This is a genomic window from Pectobacterium araliae (assembly GCF_037076465.1).
Classification (GTDB): domain Bacteria; phylum Pseudomonadota; class Gammaproteobacteria; order Enterobacterales; family Enterobacteriaceae; genus Pectobacterium; species Pectobacterium araliae.
In genome coordinates, this window is record NZ_AP028908.1 from 2,977,871 (window position 1) to 2,995,990 (window position 18,120).

At 51.8% G+C, this 18,120-nt stretch carries 13 protein-coding genes, 1 tRNA gene and 2 pseudogenes; 5 read left to right on the forward strand and 11 right to left on the reverse strand.

Features of this window, described 5'->3' with window-relative positions; translation table 11 throughout:
• Positions 1–4 precede the first annotated feature (4 nt).
• Positions 5–1,015 carry a Csu type fimbrial protein gene (locus AACH44_RS13515; protein ID WP_261847950.1) on the forward strand — a complete coding sequence of 337 codons (1,011 nt, stop codon included), beginning with the start codon at positions 5–7 and terminating at the stop codon, positions 1,013–1,015.
• On the opposite strand, the gene fadJ is transcribed toward AACH44_RS13515, so the two are convergent.
• The 7 genes from fadJ to AACH44_RS13550 form a co-directional block, all read right to left on the reverse strand.
• On the reverse strand, positions 1,008–3,188 hold the full coding sequence (fadJ, locus tag AACH44_RS13520) for a fatty acid oxidation complex subunit alpha FadJ (protein WP_261847949.1): 2,181 nt from the start codon (positions 3,186–3,188) through the stop codon (positions 1,008–1,010). The two genes, AACH44_RS13515 and fadJ, sit on opposite strands and share 8 nt — an antisense overlap.
• The gene (fadI, locus tag AACH44_RS13525; RefSeq protein ID WP_261847948.1) at positions 3,185–4,498 is read right to left on the reverse strand and encodes an acetyl-CoA C-acyltransferase FadI; all 1,314 of its coding nucleotides are present in this window, start codon (positions 4,496–4,498) and stop codon (positions 3,185–3,187) included. The genes fadJ and fadI overlap by 4 nt, the downstream gene beginning before the upstream one ends.
• A 210-nt stretch (positions 4,499–4,708) precedes the next feature.
• A complete protein-coding gene (locus AACH44_RS13530; RefSeq protein WP_261847947.1) occupies positions 4,709–5,908 on the reverse strand; it encodes a M20 family metallopeptidase in 1,200 nt (399 codons plus the stop codon).
• Between the two features lie 97 nt (positions 5,909–6,005).
• Entirely contained in the window at positions 6,006–6,860 is an 855-nt protein-coding gene (locus AACH44_RS13535; protein ID WP_261847946.1) for a MetQ/NlpA family ABC transporter substrate-binding protein, read from the reverse strand.
• Between the two features lie 54 nt (positions 6,861–6,914).
• Positions 6,915–7,577, reverse strand: a complete 663-nt coding sequence (locus AACH44_RS13540) for a methionine ABC transporter permease (RefSeq protein WP_261847945.1) — start codon at positions 7,575–7,577, stop codon at positions 6,915–6,917.
• Positions 7,567–8,592 (reverse strand): methionine ABC transporter ATP-binding protein, encoded by a 1,026-nt coding sequence (locus AACH44_RS13545; RefSeq protein WP_261847944.1) that lies wholly within the window; start codon positions 8,590–8,592, stop codon positions 7,567–7,569. The genes AACH44_RS13540 and AACH44_RS13545 overlap by 11 nt, the downstream gene beginning before the upstream one ends.
• 265 nt (positions 8,593–8,857) lie before the next feature.
• Positions 8,858–9,154: a YfcZ/YiiS family protein gene (locus AACH44_RS13550; RefSeq protein WP_261847943.1), complete on the reverse strand. Its 297-nt coding sequence runs from the start codon at positions 9,152–9,154 to the stop codon at positions 8,858–8,860.
• A gap of 382 nt (positions 9,155–9,536) precedes the next feature.
• Here AACH44_RS13550 and fadL point away from each other — a divergent pair, with 382 nt between their 5' ends.
• Positions 9,537–10,838, forward strand: a complete 1,302-nt coding sequence (gene fadL, locus AACH44_RS13555) for a long-chain fatty acid transporter FadL (RefSeq protein WP_261847942.1) — start codon at positions 9,537–9,539, stop codon at positions 10,836–10,838.
• Positions 10,839–10,992: 154 nt separating this feature from the next.
• Here fadL and mqo read toward each other — a convergent pair whose 3' ends face one another.
• The 3 genes from mqo to mlaA all read right to left on the reverse strand — a co-directional run bounded on the left by mqo (position 10,993) and on the right by mlaA (position 15,618).
• Positions 10,993–12,576, reverse strand: coding sequence for a malate dehydrogenase (quinone) (mqo, locus tag AACH44_RS13560; protein WP_338659284.1), 1,584 nt, complete (start codon positions 12,574–12,576; stop codon positions 10,993–10,995).
• 384 nt (positions 12,577–12,960) lie between these two features.
• Positions 12,961–14,349 (reverse strand): group II intron reverse transcriptase/maturase, encoded by a 1,389-nt coding sequence (gene ltrA / locus AACH44_RS13565; RefSeq protein ID WP_338659228.1) that lies wholly within the window; start codon positions 14,347–14,349, stop codon positions 12,961–12,963.
• Between the two features lie 507 nt (positions 14,350–14,856).
• Positions 14,857–15,618: a phospholipid-binding lipoprotein MlaA gene (gene mlaA / locus AACH44_RS13570; protein ID WP_261849691.1), complete on the reverse strand. Its 762-nt coding sequence runs from the start codon at positions 15,616–15,618 to the stop codon at positions 14,857–14,859.
• Between the two features lie 385 nt (positions 15,619–16,003).
• Here mlaA and AACH44_RS21245 point away from each other — a divergent pair.
• The 3 genes and pseudogenes from AACH44_RS21245 to AACH44_RS13580 all read left to right on the forward strand — a co-directional run.
• A pseudogene (locus tag AACH44_RS21245) lies at positions 16,004–16,150 on the forward strand (formate/nitrite transporter family protein); the annotation flags it as partial.
• 84 nt (positions 16,151–16,234) lie between these two features.
• A tRNA-Arg gene (locus AACH44_RS13575) sits at positions 16,235–16,309 on the forward strand.
• 179 nt (positions 16,310–16,488) lie between these two features.
• Positions 16,489–17,584 (forward strand): annotated as a pseudogene (locus AACH44_RS13580) (tyrosine-type recombinase/integrase); the annotation flags it as partial.
• Between the two features lie 52 nt (positions 17,585–17,636).
• Here AACH44_RS13580 and AACH44_RS13585 read toward each other — a convergent pair.
• The gene (locus AACH44_RS13585; RefSeq protein WP_261849733.1) at positions 17,637–17,936 is read right to left on the reverse strand and encodes a hypothetical protein; all 300 of its coding nucleotides are present in this window, start codon (positions 17,934–17,936) and stop codon (positions 17,637–17,639) included.
• Positions 17,937–18,120 lie beyond the last annotated feature (184 nt).

The window sequence follows — 18,120 nt, forward strand, 5'->3', positions numbered from 1 at the left end:
AACGATGCTGACCCCGATACCGAAAATCCAGCACTTCTTTCCCGCCAACGCGCGCGCGGCCCGCTGGCTACGTCGGTCTTTCCTGCTGATGGCACTGTATTACGCCCCCTTTAGCTACGCCGCCTGCACGGTTCCACCAAGTTCGACCACGCTGGGTCCCTATCCCGCTTCCGTGGTCGGTGTTAACGGTACGCCACAGATCGTGACATCAGGCAGTGGGTTTCGCTGTACGGGAAGTATATTGAGTTTAGCCAGCACCAATACCATCAGCGCCACAATACAGAGTGACAGTAACCCCAGTGGTACAACGATGAGAATGCGCAGAGGGACAAGTTCAGATTACGTTCCCTACAGCCTGTGTATGGATTCGGGCTGCGGTACGCTCTATAACATCGGTTCCACCTACACGTGGTCCCGCACAACGCTTTTGGATCTATTCGGCTTGTTTAATTCTCCTGATGGCACCATGCCACTCTTTATCCGAACCAGTATAGGCAACAATGTTGCCGCAGGCAGTTACACAGATACGGTAACCATCAAGTGGGATTATAGTATTTGTACCGTTGGTATATTGGGGGGTTGCTATTACGACACGGGGACGCAGGTTTCAGCCCTCAATATCACCATGAACATCACCAATGATTGCCAGATCACCAGTGCGCCGAATATCAGTTTTGGTATTGCGGCATTTCCCGCCGATTTCGCAGCGGTCAACGGTAGTCTCGGCGTTAGCTGTACGCTGCTGGGAGCCTATACCGTCAAGCTGGTTAGCCCCCACCCCGACGATGCCAACTGGCGCAGAATGACGGCAACCGTTGGTGGTGCCCCTTCTTATTTGCAATACCAACTCTATCGCACTGGGAACATCGCCTGGACCGAGACCAACGATTACAGCGGAACGGGTTCGGGGGTGACACAGAGTATCCCGTACACCGCCCGCATTAACGCCAGTCAGGCCAGCAAGCCAGAGGGCGCGTATAAAGATACCGTCACGATTAACGTCACGATCAATTAGTGCCAGGCTCTTCATTGGTTGGCGGATAGAATGTCTGCTGGCCTTCCCGCATCGCGAGTAAACGTTCACAGGGTGCGAAGCGATCGCCATACTGTTGTTGCAATACCAGCAGCGTTTTCACTACCGTTTCCATCCCAAGACGATCCATATAGTGGAACGGTCCACCGAGGAAAGGTGGGAAGCCAATACCAAATACCGCGCCGATATCGCCGTCACGAGCGCATTGAATCACGCCGTCATCCAGACAACGCGCCGCCTCATTCAACATCATCATCACCGCACGCTGGCTGATCAGCGCGGGGTCGATATGCGCCTTCGGTGTCACATCCAGCAGTGGATAAACCGAGCGATCTACCTCCTTTGTGTGCCAGAAACGGCGCGTTTTATTGTACCGATAGAACCCTTTGCTATTCTTACGCCCCTTGCGCCCATCTTTCAGGATCGCATCAAACGCGGGCGGAGAGGTAAAGCGCTTGCCCAACTCTTCACTCAACACGGGCACTATTTTGGTTGCGACATCAATACCGACTTCATCAAGCAGCGCAAGCGGGCCAACAGGGAAACCAAAACGCACCAACGCATAGTCAATCGATTCAACCGGTTCCCCTTCCAGCAGGCAATAAGCGGCTTCGTTGATATAAGGTGCCAGTATGCGGTTCACATAAAAACCGGCGCTATCCCCCACAACAATCGCTATTTTTCCCTGTTTTCTCGCCAGAGCAACCGTCGTTGCGACCGTCTCTGCGCTAGTGTGAGCGTGAGGGATAACCTCAACCAGCGGCATTTTGTCCACCGGGCTAAAGTAGTGCAGACCCACAACCTGTTGTGGACGGCGCGCCCCCTCTGCGATCTGGTGGATCGGCAGCGAGGAGGTATTCGATGCGAAAATCGTGTGCGGTGCAGCGTGCTCTTCAATCTCCGCCACCATTTGCCGTTTCAGCGCCAGATCTTCAAAAACGGCCTCAATGACGATATCCGCATGTTCAAAACCACGGTAGTCCGTGCTGCCGGAAATCAACATCATCAACCGCTGGCGCTCCGTCGGCTTCATCCGCTTACTCTGGACGCGCTGGGTCAACAGTTGCCAGTTGTATTTCAGCGCATGATTAATCCCCTGCTCATTGATGTCTTTAATGCACACCGGCACCTGCCCGCGCGTCGCCGTGACGCTGGCGATTCCGCCGCCCATCAGCCCGCCACCGAGAATACCGACGCGGTGGATCGGCTTCGCTTCAGAAGCCGCACCGGCAGTTTTCTTTAACCCATTCGAGGCAAAGAACAGGTGACGTAACGCGGCCGATTCCGGCGTCATCACCAGTTTGCCAAACGCCCGTGCCTCGTGCCGATACCCTTCTTCTCGGCTTTTTTCTATGCCCCGACGCACCACCTGAATGATTTTTTCCGTGGCCGGATAGTTGCCGTGTGTTTTCGCACGCGTTTTGCGTTTCACTATTTTGAACAGCACATGGCGAATGCCCGGACTGCTCAGCAGACGCGAACGCCAGCCCAGCGGCGCCGCTTTGCGTTTTCCTTTTTTGAGAATCTCGACCGCCGTCTCCAGCAGAATATCGTGCGGGACAGCCTCATCAACCAGCCCCTGCCGCAATGCCTGATTCGCCCGGAGATGGCGGCCTGTCAGAATAAGATCCAATGCGCTATCCAGACCAATCAAGCGAGGTAAACGCTGCGTTCCGCCCGATCCGGGAAGCAGGCCAAGCTGTACTTCCGGTAGCCCTAGCACCGTCTTTTCATCCAGCGAGCAAACGCGGTAGTCGCAGGCCAATGCCAACTCTAACCCACCGCCCAGACAGGCACCGTGGATCGCAGCCACCACGGGGAACGGCAGTGCGGCAACTTGATCAAAGGTTTCCTGCCCTTGTTTCGCCAGATTTTCTGCCTGTTCGGCGCTACTGCACTGGTTCAACATGGTGATATCCGCCCCGGCAATAAACGAATCGGGCTTGGCAGAAATAAAAATCAACCCTCTGAGCGTCGCATGCTGCCGCGCCTGCTCGAAGACCGAGAGAATTTGTTCTGCAAATTCGCGCTTTAGCGTGTTCACTTTCTCGCCGGGGACATCAATACGAATAACGCCGATATTATCTGGCCGAATGATGAGAGAAAAAGCAGATGGGCTTTCCGTTGCCGCGAGGAAAGGCTGTTGATCGTTCATAGCATCACCTCCAGTACCATTGCCGCGCCCAATCCGCCCGCCGCGCAGGCGGTGGTTAATCCCAGCCCGCCACCGCGACGCCGCAGTTCATTCAACGTTTGAGTGATCATCCTCACGCCAGTGGCGGCAAAAGGATGCCCATAGGCAATCGAGCCACCCAGCACGTTGAACTTGTCGCGATCCACCTCGCCCAGCGCGGCGTTTCTCCCCAGTTGATTCCGGGCGAACTCATCGCTGGCAAACAGTTTGAGATTTGCCAACGTTTGGGCGGCAAAGGCTTCGTGCATATCAATGAGCGTCAGGTCGGCCAGTGTCACGCCGGCCCTTGCCAGCGCCAGTGGGGAGGCATAAGCCGGCCCCAACAACATATCGCGCTGCACGCCAATAGCGCTGAAGGCATAACTGCGCAGATAGCCCAGCGGTGTAAGCCCCAGACTTTTGGCCTTAGACTCACTCATCATCAACACCGCCGCCGCGCCATCCGTTAACGGTGTGCTGTTCGCCGCCGTGACCGTGCCATGCCGACGGTCGAACGCCGGACGTAAGCGGGAATACTGCTCCAGTGCGGAATCGTGACGCACATTGTTATCTTCACTCAACGCTTTCTCATAAGGCGGGACATACGCCGTCATGACCTCATCCCGCAGTACGCCAGATTCCCAAGCCTGTGCCGCCAGCCTGTGCGAACGGTGCGCCAGCTCATCCTGTTCTCCACGCGTGATACCGTAGGTTTTTGCCATCTGTTCGGCGGTATCCCCCATGCGCAACCCGGTGGAATATTCCGCCACGGCGGGTGCAACCGGCAGCAGGTCTTTCGGACGCAGGCCGCTTAACAGTTTCAACTTCTGGCTCAGCGTTCGAGCCTTGTTCATATCCACCAGCGTTCTGGCCAGCGCTTTACTGACACCAATAGGCAGCACGGAAGAAGAATCCGCCCCGCCAGCAATACCGACCTCCACTGTTCCCGCCATAATACTTTCCGCTACGTTGGCGACAGCCTGAAAGCTGGTGGCACAAGCGCGGGAAACGCTATACGCATCGGTATGCACACTCATGCCCGTGCCGAGCACGATCTCTCGGGCGATATTCGGCGCTTCCGGCATTTGGACCACCTGTCCGAACACCAATAACTCGATCAGCTCAGGATCGATCCCAGTGCGAACCAGTAATTCACTGGTGACGAGCTTCCCTAATTCGATGGCAGGAACACCATGATAGGCCGTTGCCTGCCGGGCGAATGGGGTGCGTAATCCGCTCACGAACGCAATGCGATCGCCACGGCGGGTTATCAGAGGTAATACCTCGCTCATAAACGCTCCTGTTAACCGAAAATACTCCCGTTAACCAAAAATAAAGTACGCGTACAACAGGTCAGACCTGATTTTATTGTTAACCAGATAGTTACATTACGCAAAGCCGCGCAACATAAAAGTGTGAAGAGCATGCGGTTGTCAGTCAGAAAGATGCACGAGATCGCCGCTGAAACGGTGGTTTCAGCAGCAATTTCGGCAGCTATCTCATCAGGCAGGGGAATGAGTTCGGAGAAAATCGGCTTTCACACTTTCCAGCAAAGAAGGTTCGGTCAATAAACGGTAGCCCGAGAACGCCAGCGCCTGCGCCGCCACCAGCAACGCACGATCCCCCTGTGGAGAAGCGGCGGCTTCACGAAATTCAGGTGTATGACCAACAAGATCGTCAGGACCAATCTTGATATAGCAGTGACTGACGGGGATGACGTGGCTGGCATTACCGGCATCCGTCGAGCCGAGACCACGGCGCGGCTGGTCAGAAAGCCCTTCACCCAGCGCCACCAGTTCCTCTCCGACGATAGTGTCCAATGGTCGGTTGATAACCAAATCCTTAACGGGATTTTGGAACCGCTCCACTTTCAGCGTACTGCCCGTCGCCAGTGCGGCCCCTTCCGCCACCGCTCGAACTCTTTCACTGACGGCCTGTGCTCGCTGCCAGGTTGAGGCGCGAATATAAAACCGCGCAGCAGCATACTCAGGGATAATATTTGGCGCTTCTCCCCCATGGGTGATAATGCCATGAATGCGTGTATCGCCCGGCAACTGCTGCCGCAACGCGTTGATGCCGGTAAAAAGTTGAATAACCGCATCCAGCGCGTTAATCCCCTCTTCCGGTGACGCCGAGGCATGCGCCGCTCGGCCGGTAAAATGGAAATCCAGCGGATCGACCGCCAGGCTGGCGGAAGTCAGTTGTGTTTTACCCGAGCCGTGAATCATCAACGCGGCATCAATGCCATCAAACACGCCCGCATCAGCAAAACTGCCTTTGGCGCTGCCGTTAGCGCCGCCCTCCTCTGCTGGTGTACCAAATACCCAAACCTCGCCACCGGTCTGATCCACAACGTGCGACAACGCAATGGCCGCCGCCACGCTGCTGGTGCCAATCAGGTTATGGCCGCAGGCGTGCCCTAGCCCCGGCAACGCATCATACTCGGCCAGATAGCCAATCCGTGGCCCGCTGTTTGCTTGCCCTTTGTGCGCCACGAAGCCCGTTTCATGCCCAGCGATATCCCGCGTCACGGTAAAGCCAGCGTCACGCAGCAGATCGGTCAGGGTTTCAGCGGCAAAATACTCCTGATTGCCCAGCTCCGGCCGGGCATGAATCTGGTGGCTGACCTGTAGATATCGCGGCGTAACCTGCTCAAAATGGGACCGGATGATGCCCCGATGATGGGGGGTTAATTCACTCATTTTGCGCCTCCTGGCGTCATCGTTACGATAGCGACACGGTTTAAACAATGTGGTTTAAACACAACGTGGTCTAAACAAAGGGATTTAAGAATAGGCTCTACTGCTTCCTCAAATCGTCTTCCAGCTGTTTGAGCTTGTCCTGCAAATCCTGGGCTGGCAGATCCACCACAACCGCGACGCCTTTCGTATCCTCTTTCACTGCGGCGATCACTTCAGGTTGGTGATACAACGCCACAATCCGCTGGTAGACCGGATTGTCTTTGTCTTTTTCGCGGGCGGCAAACACGTTCACGTAAGGCAGCGCTGAGGGTGCCGTAGGGTCGTCCTGAAACAAGATCTTATCGGCGGGTAAACCAGCATCGACCGCCACGCCCTGATTGACCACCGAGGCGGCCACATCTGCCAGCACACGCGGCGTCTGCTGTGCGACTACCGGCAGAATTTTCAGTTTGCGCGGGTTCTCGATAATATCGTCAGGCGTCGCGTGCAATCCCGCACCGTCTTTTAACTTCAGCAAACCAGAGGATTGCAACACGTTGAGCGCTCGCCCCTGATTGGAGGGATCGTTTGGCAAGGCAATCTGCGCACCCTGCGGGATATCCGCCAGAGCACGGTATTTCTCCGAATACAGCGCCATAGGCACAATTTGTGTCGCACCGATCGGCACAATCGTCAGTTGATTGTTCACGTTGAACTGGCTTAGAAAAGCCAGATGTTGAAACGCATTAAGATCGACATCACCGCTGGCCAACGCTTTATTCGGCAACGCATAGTCCGAAAAACTGATGAGTTTGATGTTGATATTTTCCGCTTTCGCTTTTTTCGCCAGCACCTTCCAGTACGCGTCTTCGCTTCCGGCCACGCCGATTGTCACGTCCACTGGTTTTTGTGCTGCACCCGCCTGCAAGGAGAGCGTTAAAAGCGCCCCCAATACCATCTTTTGCCATTTCATTGATCGCTCCTTAAATGAATACCATTTTGAATACTGCCCACCTAACGCACCGCGCTAGCGCCGCATGATGCGACGAGAGAAGTAATTGCCCGCATGCTGTGCCAGTTGAACCAACACAATCAGAATGACTACCGTGACCACCATGACGGAGGTGTTAAACCGGTTGTAGCCGTAGGTCATTGCCAGATTCCCCAACCCGCCACCGCCAACCATGCCAGCAACAGCAGAGAAGTCGACCAGCGCCACGGTGATAAATGTCAGTCCCATAATTAGCGGACCCAGCGCTTCGCGAATCAGCACACCAGTAATGATTTGCAAAGGCGTGGCACCCAAGGCGCGTGCCGCTTCAATCATGCCGGGATCGACCGACATCAGGTTATTTTCTACCACCCTCGCAATCGCGCAGGCGGCAACCAGGATCATCGGAAAAATGGCGGCGGCAATACCGATAGTGGTGCCCACCACCATGCGCGTCATCGGACTGACCGCCACCAGAAAGATAATGAAAGGAACGGGACGCACGATGTTAATGACCAGATTCAACAGCACAAACAGCACGCGGCTTTCAAACAGGCCACCGGCACGGCTTAGAAACAGCAGCAAACCCAGGCTAATGCCCAGCACGCTGGCGAACAACAGCGTCACCAGTACCATCGCCAACGTTTCGCCTGTGGCAACCAGCAGCGTTTGCCAGAATGTCGTCCAATCAACCTTCATGGCTTACCTCCCTGATTTCTACCGTTTGCGCCAGCGTTTCCAGTGCGGCAGCAATGCTGTCCGGCGGGCCAATAAATTCCACAATCAGGCTGCCGAACAGTGCGCCCTGTAACTCACTGATGTTGCCGTAGATAATGTTGTAATCGATAAGCGGGTGCAGACGAGCCGTCTGTGACAGCAGCGGTACGCTGGTTGAACCATCATGAAAAATGAGCTGGTATAACGCGCCGGAATGGCGTGCTTGCAGCGTCTGTAATAGTCGGGAAGGAAGCCGATCGTTAAAAATAGAGCGTACGAAGTTGCGCGTGGTTTTATGCTCAGGGCGAGTGAAGATATCAACCACGCGGCCCTGTTCGATGACGCGACCTTGTTCCATGACCGCAACCCGATGGCAAATGCGGCGGATCACGTTCATCTCATGCGTAATCAACAAGATCGTGATGTTATATTGCCGATTGATACTCTCCAGCAGTTGAAGAATATCCTCTGTCGTTTCAGGATCCAGTGCCGAGGTCGCCTCGTCACAAATCAGGATATCCGGTGAACTGACCAGCGCTCTGGCAATGCCAACGCGCTGCTTTTGCCCTCCAGAAAGCTGTTCGGGATAGTGATCCTTCTTATCCTCCAGGCCGACAAAGCGCAGCACTTCGTCAACACGTCGCTGTATCTGTTGGCGATCCATTCGTGCCAAACGCAGCGGCCAGGCGACATTTCCCGCCACCGTTCGCGACTGAAATAAATTGAATGTTTGAAAGACCATGCCAATACGCCGCCGGAGTTGGCGCAGCGCCTCAGCAGAAAGCGCAGTAATATCCTGCTGGTTAACCGTCACTTTTCCTTCCGTTGGCTGCTCCAGTAAATTAACCAGACGCAACAACGTGCTTTTCCCCGCCCCGCTGAACCCGATGATGCCGAATATCTCCCCTTTATCGATATCCAGCGTGACATCTTTCACCGCATAAAGCGTTTTACCTTGTGTCGTAAACGACTTACTCACGTGCTCAAAACTGATCAAGACAGGACTCTACTTGATGTAAAAAATAATACTGAAATTAAATAGAATCACAGAGTTATCTACCAGAAATAAAAAATACTATCCAATTGCGATTGTTAGCTAAAGACGTGGCAGAAAAAGAAAGGAAGAACAAATTCCGGTGCAATACGTTATTGTTTTAAACAACGTAAATGCAGCATGAAAGAGGGGAAAATATAAGCCGTGGGGAGAAGAAAAAAGAGTCTGGCAGGCAATACGATTACGTCATGCCCGCCAGAAAGAATCCTTAACGCAGGCCGAGCTGGAAAATCATCGTTTCAGCCTGGCAGCTGAACGTAAAATCAATATCCAGCTTAACGCCGCCGTCTACGTCTTCCAGCGTGCTGTTGATTTCACAAGATTCAGACTCTACCGCTCGCGCTTTTTCCGTCAGAGCCGCTAATGTCGCTTCCGCGTCAGAACGATCGCCGAAAACTTTGCTGTAAGATGCCGTGCAATCGGTGTTATCCATAATTGTGCCAACATCGACACAGCAGCAGGCTGCGGTTTCTTCAGCGCTGCATTTGTTGATTACGTTCGTCATGATGCTTTCCTCTTAAAACGCGGGAGATATGATCCAGTTCAAATATTTCTATCTTCCTTATATTTTACTCCCTCATTCCAAAGCAGTACCAGCATTTCATGCCAGCCCGTAATTTTAGTGATATCAGTCACATTAAGGTGTTATGGGACAGTAAAGGTCGAGTAATATTTATTCACACAAATTAACCAAAACGTTAAGCATGTCTAAATTTCGCATCATTTTAGAAATATTTATAATACACAAATGCAACATTACTGTATTCCCACCTTATACTTTGGCAACTGGTCTGATTTGTCAGGCTGAGTGCGCCCCCCTACAATGCGCGTCCCTTGTTACCTCGTGTAACAACGTTAAATAACAAGTATATAAAGAGGTTTTGGTCATGAGCCAGAAAAACCTGTTCAAACATTCCACAATTGCTGTTGCGGTGGCCCTGTTTTCAGCAAATGTGTCCGCGGCTGGTTTCCAGCTAAATGAATACTCATCATCGGGTCTGGGACGCGCGTTTTCTGGTGAAGGTGCTGTAGCCGACAATGCGGCCTCCGGTAGCCGTAACCCGGCAACCATGACCATGTTTGACCGCCCGTCCTTCTCCGGTGGTGTCACCTATATCAACCCGGATATCGATGTTCAGGGAAAAAACTCCCTGACAGGACAGAATACCAGTGCAAAAAATATTGCGCCGCACGCTTGGGTACCGAACCTGCACTTCATCATGCCGCTAAATGAGCAATGGGCAATCGGTGCATCCGCTACCACCAATTATGGTTTGGCGACGGAATTCAATGATAACTATGCCGCAGGTTCTATTGGTGGACAAACCGACCTGCTGACATCAAACCTGAATCTGAGCGCAGCCTATCGCCTGAACCAACATTTCAGCTTCGGACTGGGTGTTAACGCTGTCTATGCAGATGCCAAGATTGTTCGTCGCGCGGGTGAACTGGCAAACGTACCTAGCTCTGTTGGTGGGTTGCAGGGAGCCGTTGCAGGCCCCTCTTCAGAAGTCGCGCGTTTGGAAGGCAAAGAATGGGGTTACGGCTGGAACGCTGGCATCCTGTATGAAATCGACGACAATAACCGCGTTGGCCTGACCTATCGTTCCAAAGTCGATATTGATTTTAATGGCGATTACAGCAACCAACTGTCAGCAGGACCCGGAGCCCTTAATGGCTCGACAATCCCTGGCAAGCTGACGCTGAATCTACCAGAGATGTGGGAAGCCTCTGCTTACCACCGCGTGGCACCGAAATGGGCAGTGCATTATAGCCTGACCTATACCAGTTGGAGCCACTTCCAGGAGTTGAAAGCGACGGGTAATAACGGTCAGACGTTGTTCCAGAAAGAAGAAAATTTCCGTGATGCTTACCGTATCGCACTCGGCACAACCTACTATCACGACGATAACTGGACGTTCCGTAGCGGTATCGCGTTTGATGACAGCCCCGTACCTGCTGACAAACGTTCTATATCCATCCCGGATCAGGATCGTTTCTGGTTGAGCGCAGGCACCACCTACGCATTTAATAAAGATGCGTCTGTTGATGTGGGCGTGTCTTACATGCACGGTAAACAAGTGGATATCAGCGAGCCAATCTCTGATAGAGCAGGTTCTCCAAGTTACACCTTTAGTTCCAAAGGCAAAGCCTGGCTGTACGGTGTGAACTTTAACTACGCATTCTAAATAAGAACAGACGTTCCCATTTCTACCGCATAGAACGTGATAAAGCAGGTAAGGCGACTTACCTGCTTTTTTTATTGCCTGAATTTACGCGATAACGGTACAAAAAAGGCCGCTTTCGCGGCCTTTTTTGGTGTGCTCAGATTAATACCGATTATTACTCAGGCTTAACCTCAATATAATCCAGACCCAGCGTGCTGCTGGTGTAGCTGCGGATTTTATTGGTCATTTCAATATTGCCATCCAGCTTCTGACCATACGACGGAACAATCTCTTTCAGCTTACTCTGCCATTCCGGCGTCGCCACTTTATCTTTAAACACTTTTTGCAGCAGGCTCAGCATAATCGGTGCTGCGGTTGACGCGCCCGGAGAAGCCCCCAGCAGAGCGGCAATCGAGCCATCCTGCGAACTGACGATCTCCGTACCCAGCTTCAACACGCCGCCTTTATCATCATCTTTCTTGATAACCTGAACGCGTTGGCCTGCAATCACCAGTCTCCAATCCTCTTTCTTCGCGTTCGGGAAGTATTCCTGCAATGAAGCGAAGCGATCGTCATCATCCATCATGACCTGACTGACCAGATATTTCACCAGATCGAAGTTATCCAGACCGACGTGCGTCATCGGCATGACGTTGGAGAAGGTCACGGAACCGATCAGATCCCACAGCGAACCATTTTTCAGAAATTTACTGGAAAAAGTGGCAAATGGCCCAAACAACAGCACTGGCTTGCCGTCAAAAATACGCGTATCCAAATGAGGAACGGACATCGGTGGTGCACCTACGGAGGCTTTACCGTACACTTTGGCCATGTGGCGTTTCACGATTTCCGGATTTTCTGTCACCAGGAATTCGCCGCCAACTGGAAAGCCGCCGTACAAATCGGCCTCAGGAATACCGGTTTTCTGCAACAGTTGTAGTGCCGCCCCACCCGCACCGATAAAGACGAATTTCGCCTTAATCACGCTCTCTTTTTCGCCGTTCTTCAGATCGGCGTAAGTCACGCTCCAGCTGTTGTCTGCATTACGCTTGATATCACGCACTTCTGAATTCAGGTGCAGCGCAAAGTTGGACTTGGTTTTCATCGCACCAACCAACTGACGCGTGATTTCACCGTAGTTCACGTCAGTGCCGATAGGCATGCGGGTTGCTGCAATTTTTTGAGCAGGATCGCGGCCTTCCATCACCAACGGCGCCCATGCTTTGATCGTATTTGGATCGTCAGAGAACTCCATGCCACGGTACAGCGTACTGTGCTGCATCGCATCATAGCGGTGTTTTAGGAACGCGGTGTTTTCGTCGCCCCAAACAAAGCTGATATGCGGCACACTGTTTATGAAAGAGTGCGGATTATTCAGCACGCCGTTTCTCACCTGATAGGACCAAAACTGGCGCGAGACTTCAAACGCTTCGGTAATTTCCAGCGCTTTGCTGATATTGATTGGGCCGTCGGGATTATCCGGCGTGTAATTGAGTTCCATAAAGGCCGAGTGACCCGTACCCGCGTTATTCCAGCCGTTAGAACTCTCTTCAGCCACGTTATCCATACGCTCAACCATATCGATAGACCAATCTGGCTGTAGCTCCTGTAAGTACACACCCAGCGTAGAGCTCATGATGCCCCCACCGATCAGTACCACATCCGTTGTCTTCTCTGTCGTTTTAGCATCTTCAGCCATCGCCAGTGGGGTGCTAACCACCACGCTCAGACAAAAGAACATAGCAAGTAGTTTTTTCATGCTTATATCTCTATTTTTATAAGTGCAGGTAGATAGAATCCCAGCCCTTCATTAACACACGGCTGGCGACCACCCGTAACAGCGTCATTCCTATGACCTTTTTGTTAATCACCTTGCTAACAAAAAATCAGCGTGCTGACACATTTCAGCCATGATAGACATCAGTAGTGGTTAACGACGTTGCATTATTGTTATATGGCGGCAGGAAATAAATTTTAGTAAGTAAATAAACGGTCAACAAAGTAATAACTTTTGAGAAACAAACCACAGAAGCATCATGGTAAAAGTAAGTTTAGCAGCGTTTTATAATCGAGTAGGAGGCGAGATTACTCCCGCCGTCCTCTCACACCACCGTACGTGCGGTTCCGCATACGGCGGTTCATGTTAACTCTGGAACTGCCGTTGCTGCTCCACTAGTGATATCAAGCCGAGTCGTCTGAACTGCGCCGTCTTTATCGCATCATTCATGTGACTCGACCCCGCGTTCCACCACGCTCCTCGCTGGTTACTCGCCGACCTCCACGCTCGCTTTTCACACAAGCCCGCTCGCATTAGCATTCGGGCTCGCGTATACGTTCGTTTCCATTGCCGCCACAGTAGACTGCGCAGTTTACGCCTGACCCAGCCGTCAATCTTCTCCAGAACTCCTTTTACTTCCGTGTATCTGAAGTAGCTCATCCAGCCTCGCAGTATCGGTGTGAGTTCATTGATTACGCCTTTCACTGATTTCGTCGCGTGCCCTGTCGTCAGGCTACGGATCTTCTCCTTCAGCCTCTCGACACTGCTCCCTGCGATCTTCAGTCGGGTCTGTTTGTGCCGTGTCACGCTGTATCCCAGGAACTTACGCTCCCACGGTCGCGCCACCGCACTCTTCTGCTCATTGACCTTTAGCTTCAGTATGTCTCTCAGGTACACCCTGATTGCCCTAAAGATATGCTCGCCTGCTTTGCGACTGCTCACGTAAATGTTGCAGTCATCCGCATAGCGACAGAAGCTGTGACCTCGACGCTCCAGTTCTTTATCCAGTTCATCCAGCAGAATGTTCGACAGTAGCGGCGACAACGGTCCGCCCTGCGGCATTCCCTTACCTCGCTTCTCTGTCTCGCACCCGTTCGTCATTTCCGCTTCAAGGTAGCGACGTATCAGTTTCAACAGCCGTTTATCCCTGACATGCCTCGCCAGACGTGACATCAAAATGTCATGATCCACCCGGTCAAAGAACTTTTCCAGATCCAGATCGACCACCCAGCGTTTCCCGCTTTGTATGTAGCGCTGTGCCTGTTGCACTGCCTGCCACGCATTGCGGTTACTTCTGAACCCGTAACTCGATTCGCAGAAGTGCGGCTCCACGACCGGACTGAGTTGTTGTGCTATCGCCTGCTGGATAAGCCTGTCCACTACCGTCGGGATACCCAGGGTTCTCACGCCGCCGTCCGGCTTTGGGATATCCACTCTGCGTATCGCCTGCGGCTGGTAGGCGCCCGTAATCAATGCCTGCCTGATACTCGCCCAGTTCTGTTTCAGCCACGGCTTCAACTCCGTCACTTTCAGGTTATCTACCCCTGCCGCGCCGTTGTTTTCCACCACGCGCTGATAGGCCAGCATCAGGTTCTCTCTCGTTATCACCGTTTCCATCGTCAACGGCATTTCCGCTTTCGTTTGCCCACCGACCGCCGTGGGGATTTCAGCACCCTCATGCAGCACTGACGGATACTGTCCGTCTCCTCTGCCGCTGGCCGCAGTGCTCTGCGCTTGTGCCTCATTAATTCCCATCGAGTATCGGTGTCCTAATCACGGTTAATCATGTTCAGCCCTTCATGCTGCCAGTTATGCAGCACTACTACGGCTTCGGCTGACTGCTGCACGTTCATCCCGTCGCCTCTCGACGCTCGGTAGCCCTGAAGCAAACGTGCAGCCCTCCCGGGGTAATTCGCGCGACCTTCCTGCTTATGCCTGTCAGCTTTACGTCACAGCGTTCTGTGCAAGTATTGGGCTTTGATGATATTTGCCACCTTACCCCGCTGTGCCGCCTAAACTGCTTCCTGTTCGTCAGGCCAGCATTTTGCCTTCAGCTTCCTTCAGATCCCACCTCGCGGTGGGCACCCTTGCCGTTCGGCTAACACTTCCCCTTGCCGGGTGTGTAGAGGACTTTCACCGCCAAGTCGCCCCTTGACCACTACAGTCAACGGACAGCGCCCGTCAAGGCGCTACGCGCCATGCCCGGCGCACAAAGCAAAAGGCACCCACAGGTGCCTTTGAGATAAACGAAAATATGCTGTACTACTTCGCTGAGTCGATCTCGTCGAGCGAATCTTCAATCGCAGCGGCATTCGGATTCTGCTGCGGGGTGATTTGCCCATCACTGGCAAGGAAGTCATGCCGTTGGAAGTAGGCTTCACGCATCATCAGGTACGGATCGGAAGAGTTACGCAGCAAACCGTCGGAATCCAACAGTTGCGCTCGCGTTTCTAGTCCCTCGATAGCCCACTTGCCCGCAGACATCCAGAACGTCAGATAGCTCAGCATCGGATACAGCGTATCCACCACACCACCACCGTCTTCACGAGGTGTGACACTGCCGTAGCCAGGCACCACTACGTAAGGCCCGTATCCCACGCCATAATTACCCAGCGTGCTACCAAAACGGCGAGACTCTTCTTTCGCCAATTTAGGATTCGCCATCGACGCAACGTCAATCAGACCACCCATCCCGAGCAAGGTATTCAGGAAGAAACGGTTAAAGTGAATCATTGCTTTATATGGCTTGCCTTCAACGAAGTAGTTCACCATCGTTGCAGGTTCTTCCAGGTTGCTGAAGAAGTTTCCCAGCCCATTACGCGCGGGAGTCGGCACATAATCGCGCCAGGCAACAGCCGCAGGACGCACCAGATAAGGATCCAGAACGTCATAGTTAAAGCTGAACATGGTACGGTTAAAGCCTTCAAGCGGATCAGAACGTCCTTCTTGAGCGCGATCCCCGGAACTGGCGCAGCCGATCAGTAACACGCTGGCAAACACCACCCCACTCAGGCGGTAATTCATATCTGTTCTCCCTGATTTATAGTGTGCTATACCCGCGACCGAAAATGGGTATTCCCACTATCAGCTCAACCTATCAAGCTGGACGATAAGGACGGGATATCGGCTAACAGTGTAACATTTTATTGCTCTATCGCTACGCTGGCTTACGTATTACTGCCTTTTCAGAGGGTTGCCATTTTTTCTTATCATGACAATACCCGCCCCAGTGTGGAGACAACACGGTAGTTCGTTGTTCCGCTCAAAGCATAGCACTTGCCAACCTAAATCAGTGAGGCATAACGCATCATCCCGCATTGTCAAAAAGACTACGCTTACCATCTAATACCGAGCGTTTAAAGATCGAGATACTGGGGCGCGTCAGCACCGCGAACCAAGTACCAACTGACCATTTGCCTTACCTACGCTGGTGGGGAATATCATCGGTGGCACCTTTATTTTCACACTCATCAGCCGCCCACCAAGTAATAAGGGTCATTTATACCGAACCACACGCCACAAGTCGCATGAAAACGAGAAAAAAGAACAGTCATAAAGCACCGATTGCCGACACTTTGAGCAAACGCACAGTTAAGTGCTTATTCTCAGAGCAAAAATGCGTATAATGGCTCCGCTTCACGTCCCCGTAGTTAAACGGATATAACAAGCCCCTCCTAAGGGCTAGTTACTGGTTCGATTCCAGTCGGGGACACCATAACCTCGCCTACGAACGTCCACCAAAGTCTATTTTTTCCATACTATTCATCAATTTGACACAATCAGCCCGTCTACTAAAACCTACTCAGTTTTACCGACATCCACGCTATTTTGTTGGTATCAATGTTGGCATGGTAAGTTCGATAATGCAGATACCATCACTGTGGGAGATTTTCTATGGCACTCACTGAGGCAAAGGTTAGAAATGCAAAACCTGCGGAGAAGTCCGTCAAACTGACTGATGCAAATGGTATGCACCCTTTGGTTCAACCTAACGGCTCTAAATACTGGCGCTTGCAATACCGTTTGCAGGTAAGCAAAAAATGTTGGCATTAGGTGTTTATCCTGCGGTTTCTTTAACGGAAGCCCGTCGCAGAAGAGATGAAGCCAGACAACAGATTGCCAATAACATCGATCCAGGTGAAAAGAGAAAAGCGTAAAAGGTTGAAGAGAAAGGTTTACTCACCTTTGAAACCGTTGCCAGAAGCTGGCATGCCAGCAATAAAACCGGGTCTGAGGGGCACCGAACTCTGATTCTCAATAGTCTGACAACGCACGAATTCCCAATTATCGGGCAAAAAAACATCGCAACCCTTAAAACCCGCGATTTGTTGATCCCTGCTAAAAATGCAGAAAAAACCGGACATCTGGAACGGACTTCTCGCTTGCAACAACGCATCACAGCAATTATGCGTTATGCCGTTCATAATGATCTGATCGACGTTAATCCGGCTTATGATCTGGCAGGAGCCATCGCTACGGCTAAAAGTGTCCACCGCCCCGCTTTGCCTCTTGAACACATTACCGAACTGCTGACACATATCGAGGCATACAAAGGAAAAGGGATCACCCAATTAGCCGTTCAGCTATGTCTTCTGACCTTCATCCGCTCCAGTGAATTGAGGTTTGCGCGTTGGTCAGAGTTCGACTTCAAAAATGCGTTATGGACAATCCCTGCGAAGCGAGAGCCACTAAAAACGTTAAGTTTTCAAATCGTGGATCGAAAATGAAGACCCCGCATTTGGTGCCATTAAGCAAGCAGGCTATTGCTATCCTCAAAGAACTCCATGCTATCAGTGGTGAACACAAACTTGTTTTTATTGGTTTTAGTCATGCAGATAAACCCATCAGTGAAAACACCATTAACAAAGCCTTACGGGTAATGGGATATGACACGAAAACCGAAGTTTGTGGGCATGGTTTCCGCACAATGGCATGTAGTGCACTGATTGAATCAGGATTGTGGTCCAGAGACGCAGTGGAACTTCAAGTCAGATGGGCTACCTTCCTGCAAAATGTAGCCCATATCGTGCAAAAATCCGCACTTATAGAACGGATTTTATTTTTTCATTCACCCATACAGTCATATCATGCAGCAACGTCATTGCTCCCTGTTTATCTTTCGATGGCCCCCAGAAACTGAGAGAAAGATGGGCTCCATTTTTTGAGGGAGTGACAGCATAATCTTCATTAATTGCACTCGGTATAAAATCATTATTGGCTATGCTGTTTTCTACCTCATCCTTGAGATAGGCTATATTGGGATATTGATTTTTATTAATTTCAGCATTGACATAAAATTCAATTCCATCCCCATCACCTTCTGGCCGATATACCAAAGTCATATACGTCCGTCCATCCCCCCACTCACTCGGAATAAAATGCAATGCTTTATAATCTTCATCCCAGTTATTTACACTTTTGGAGATAGAAGTTAGGTTCAGGTATTTCTTTAATCGCTAACTTACTAAGCTGGTCCAGAAAATTATCTGGAAAAACATTTCCGCTCATAATCCCTCATATAATAAT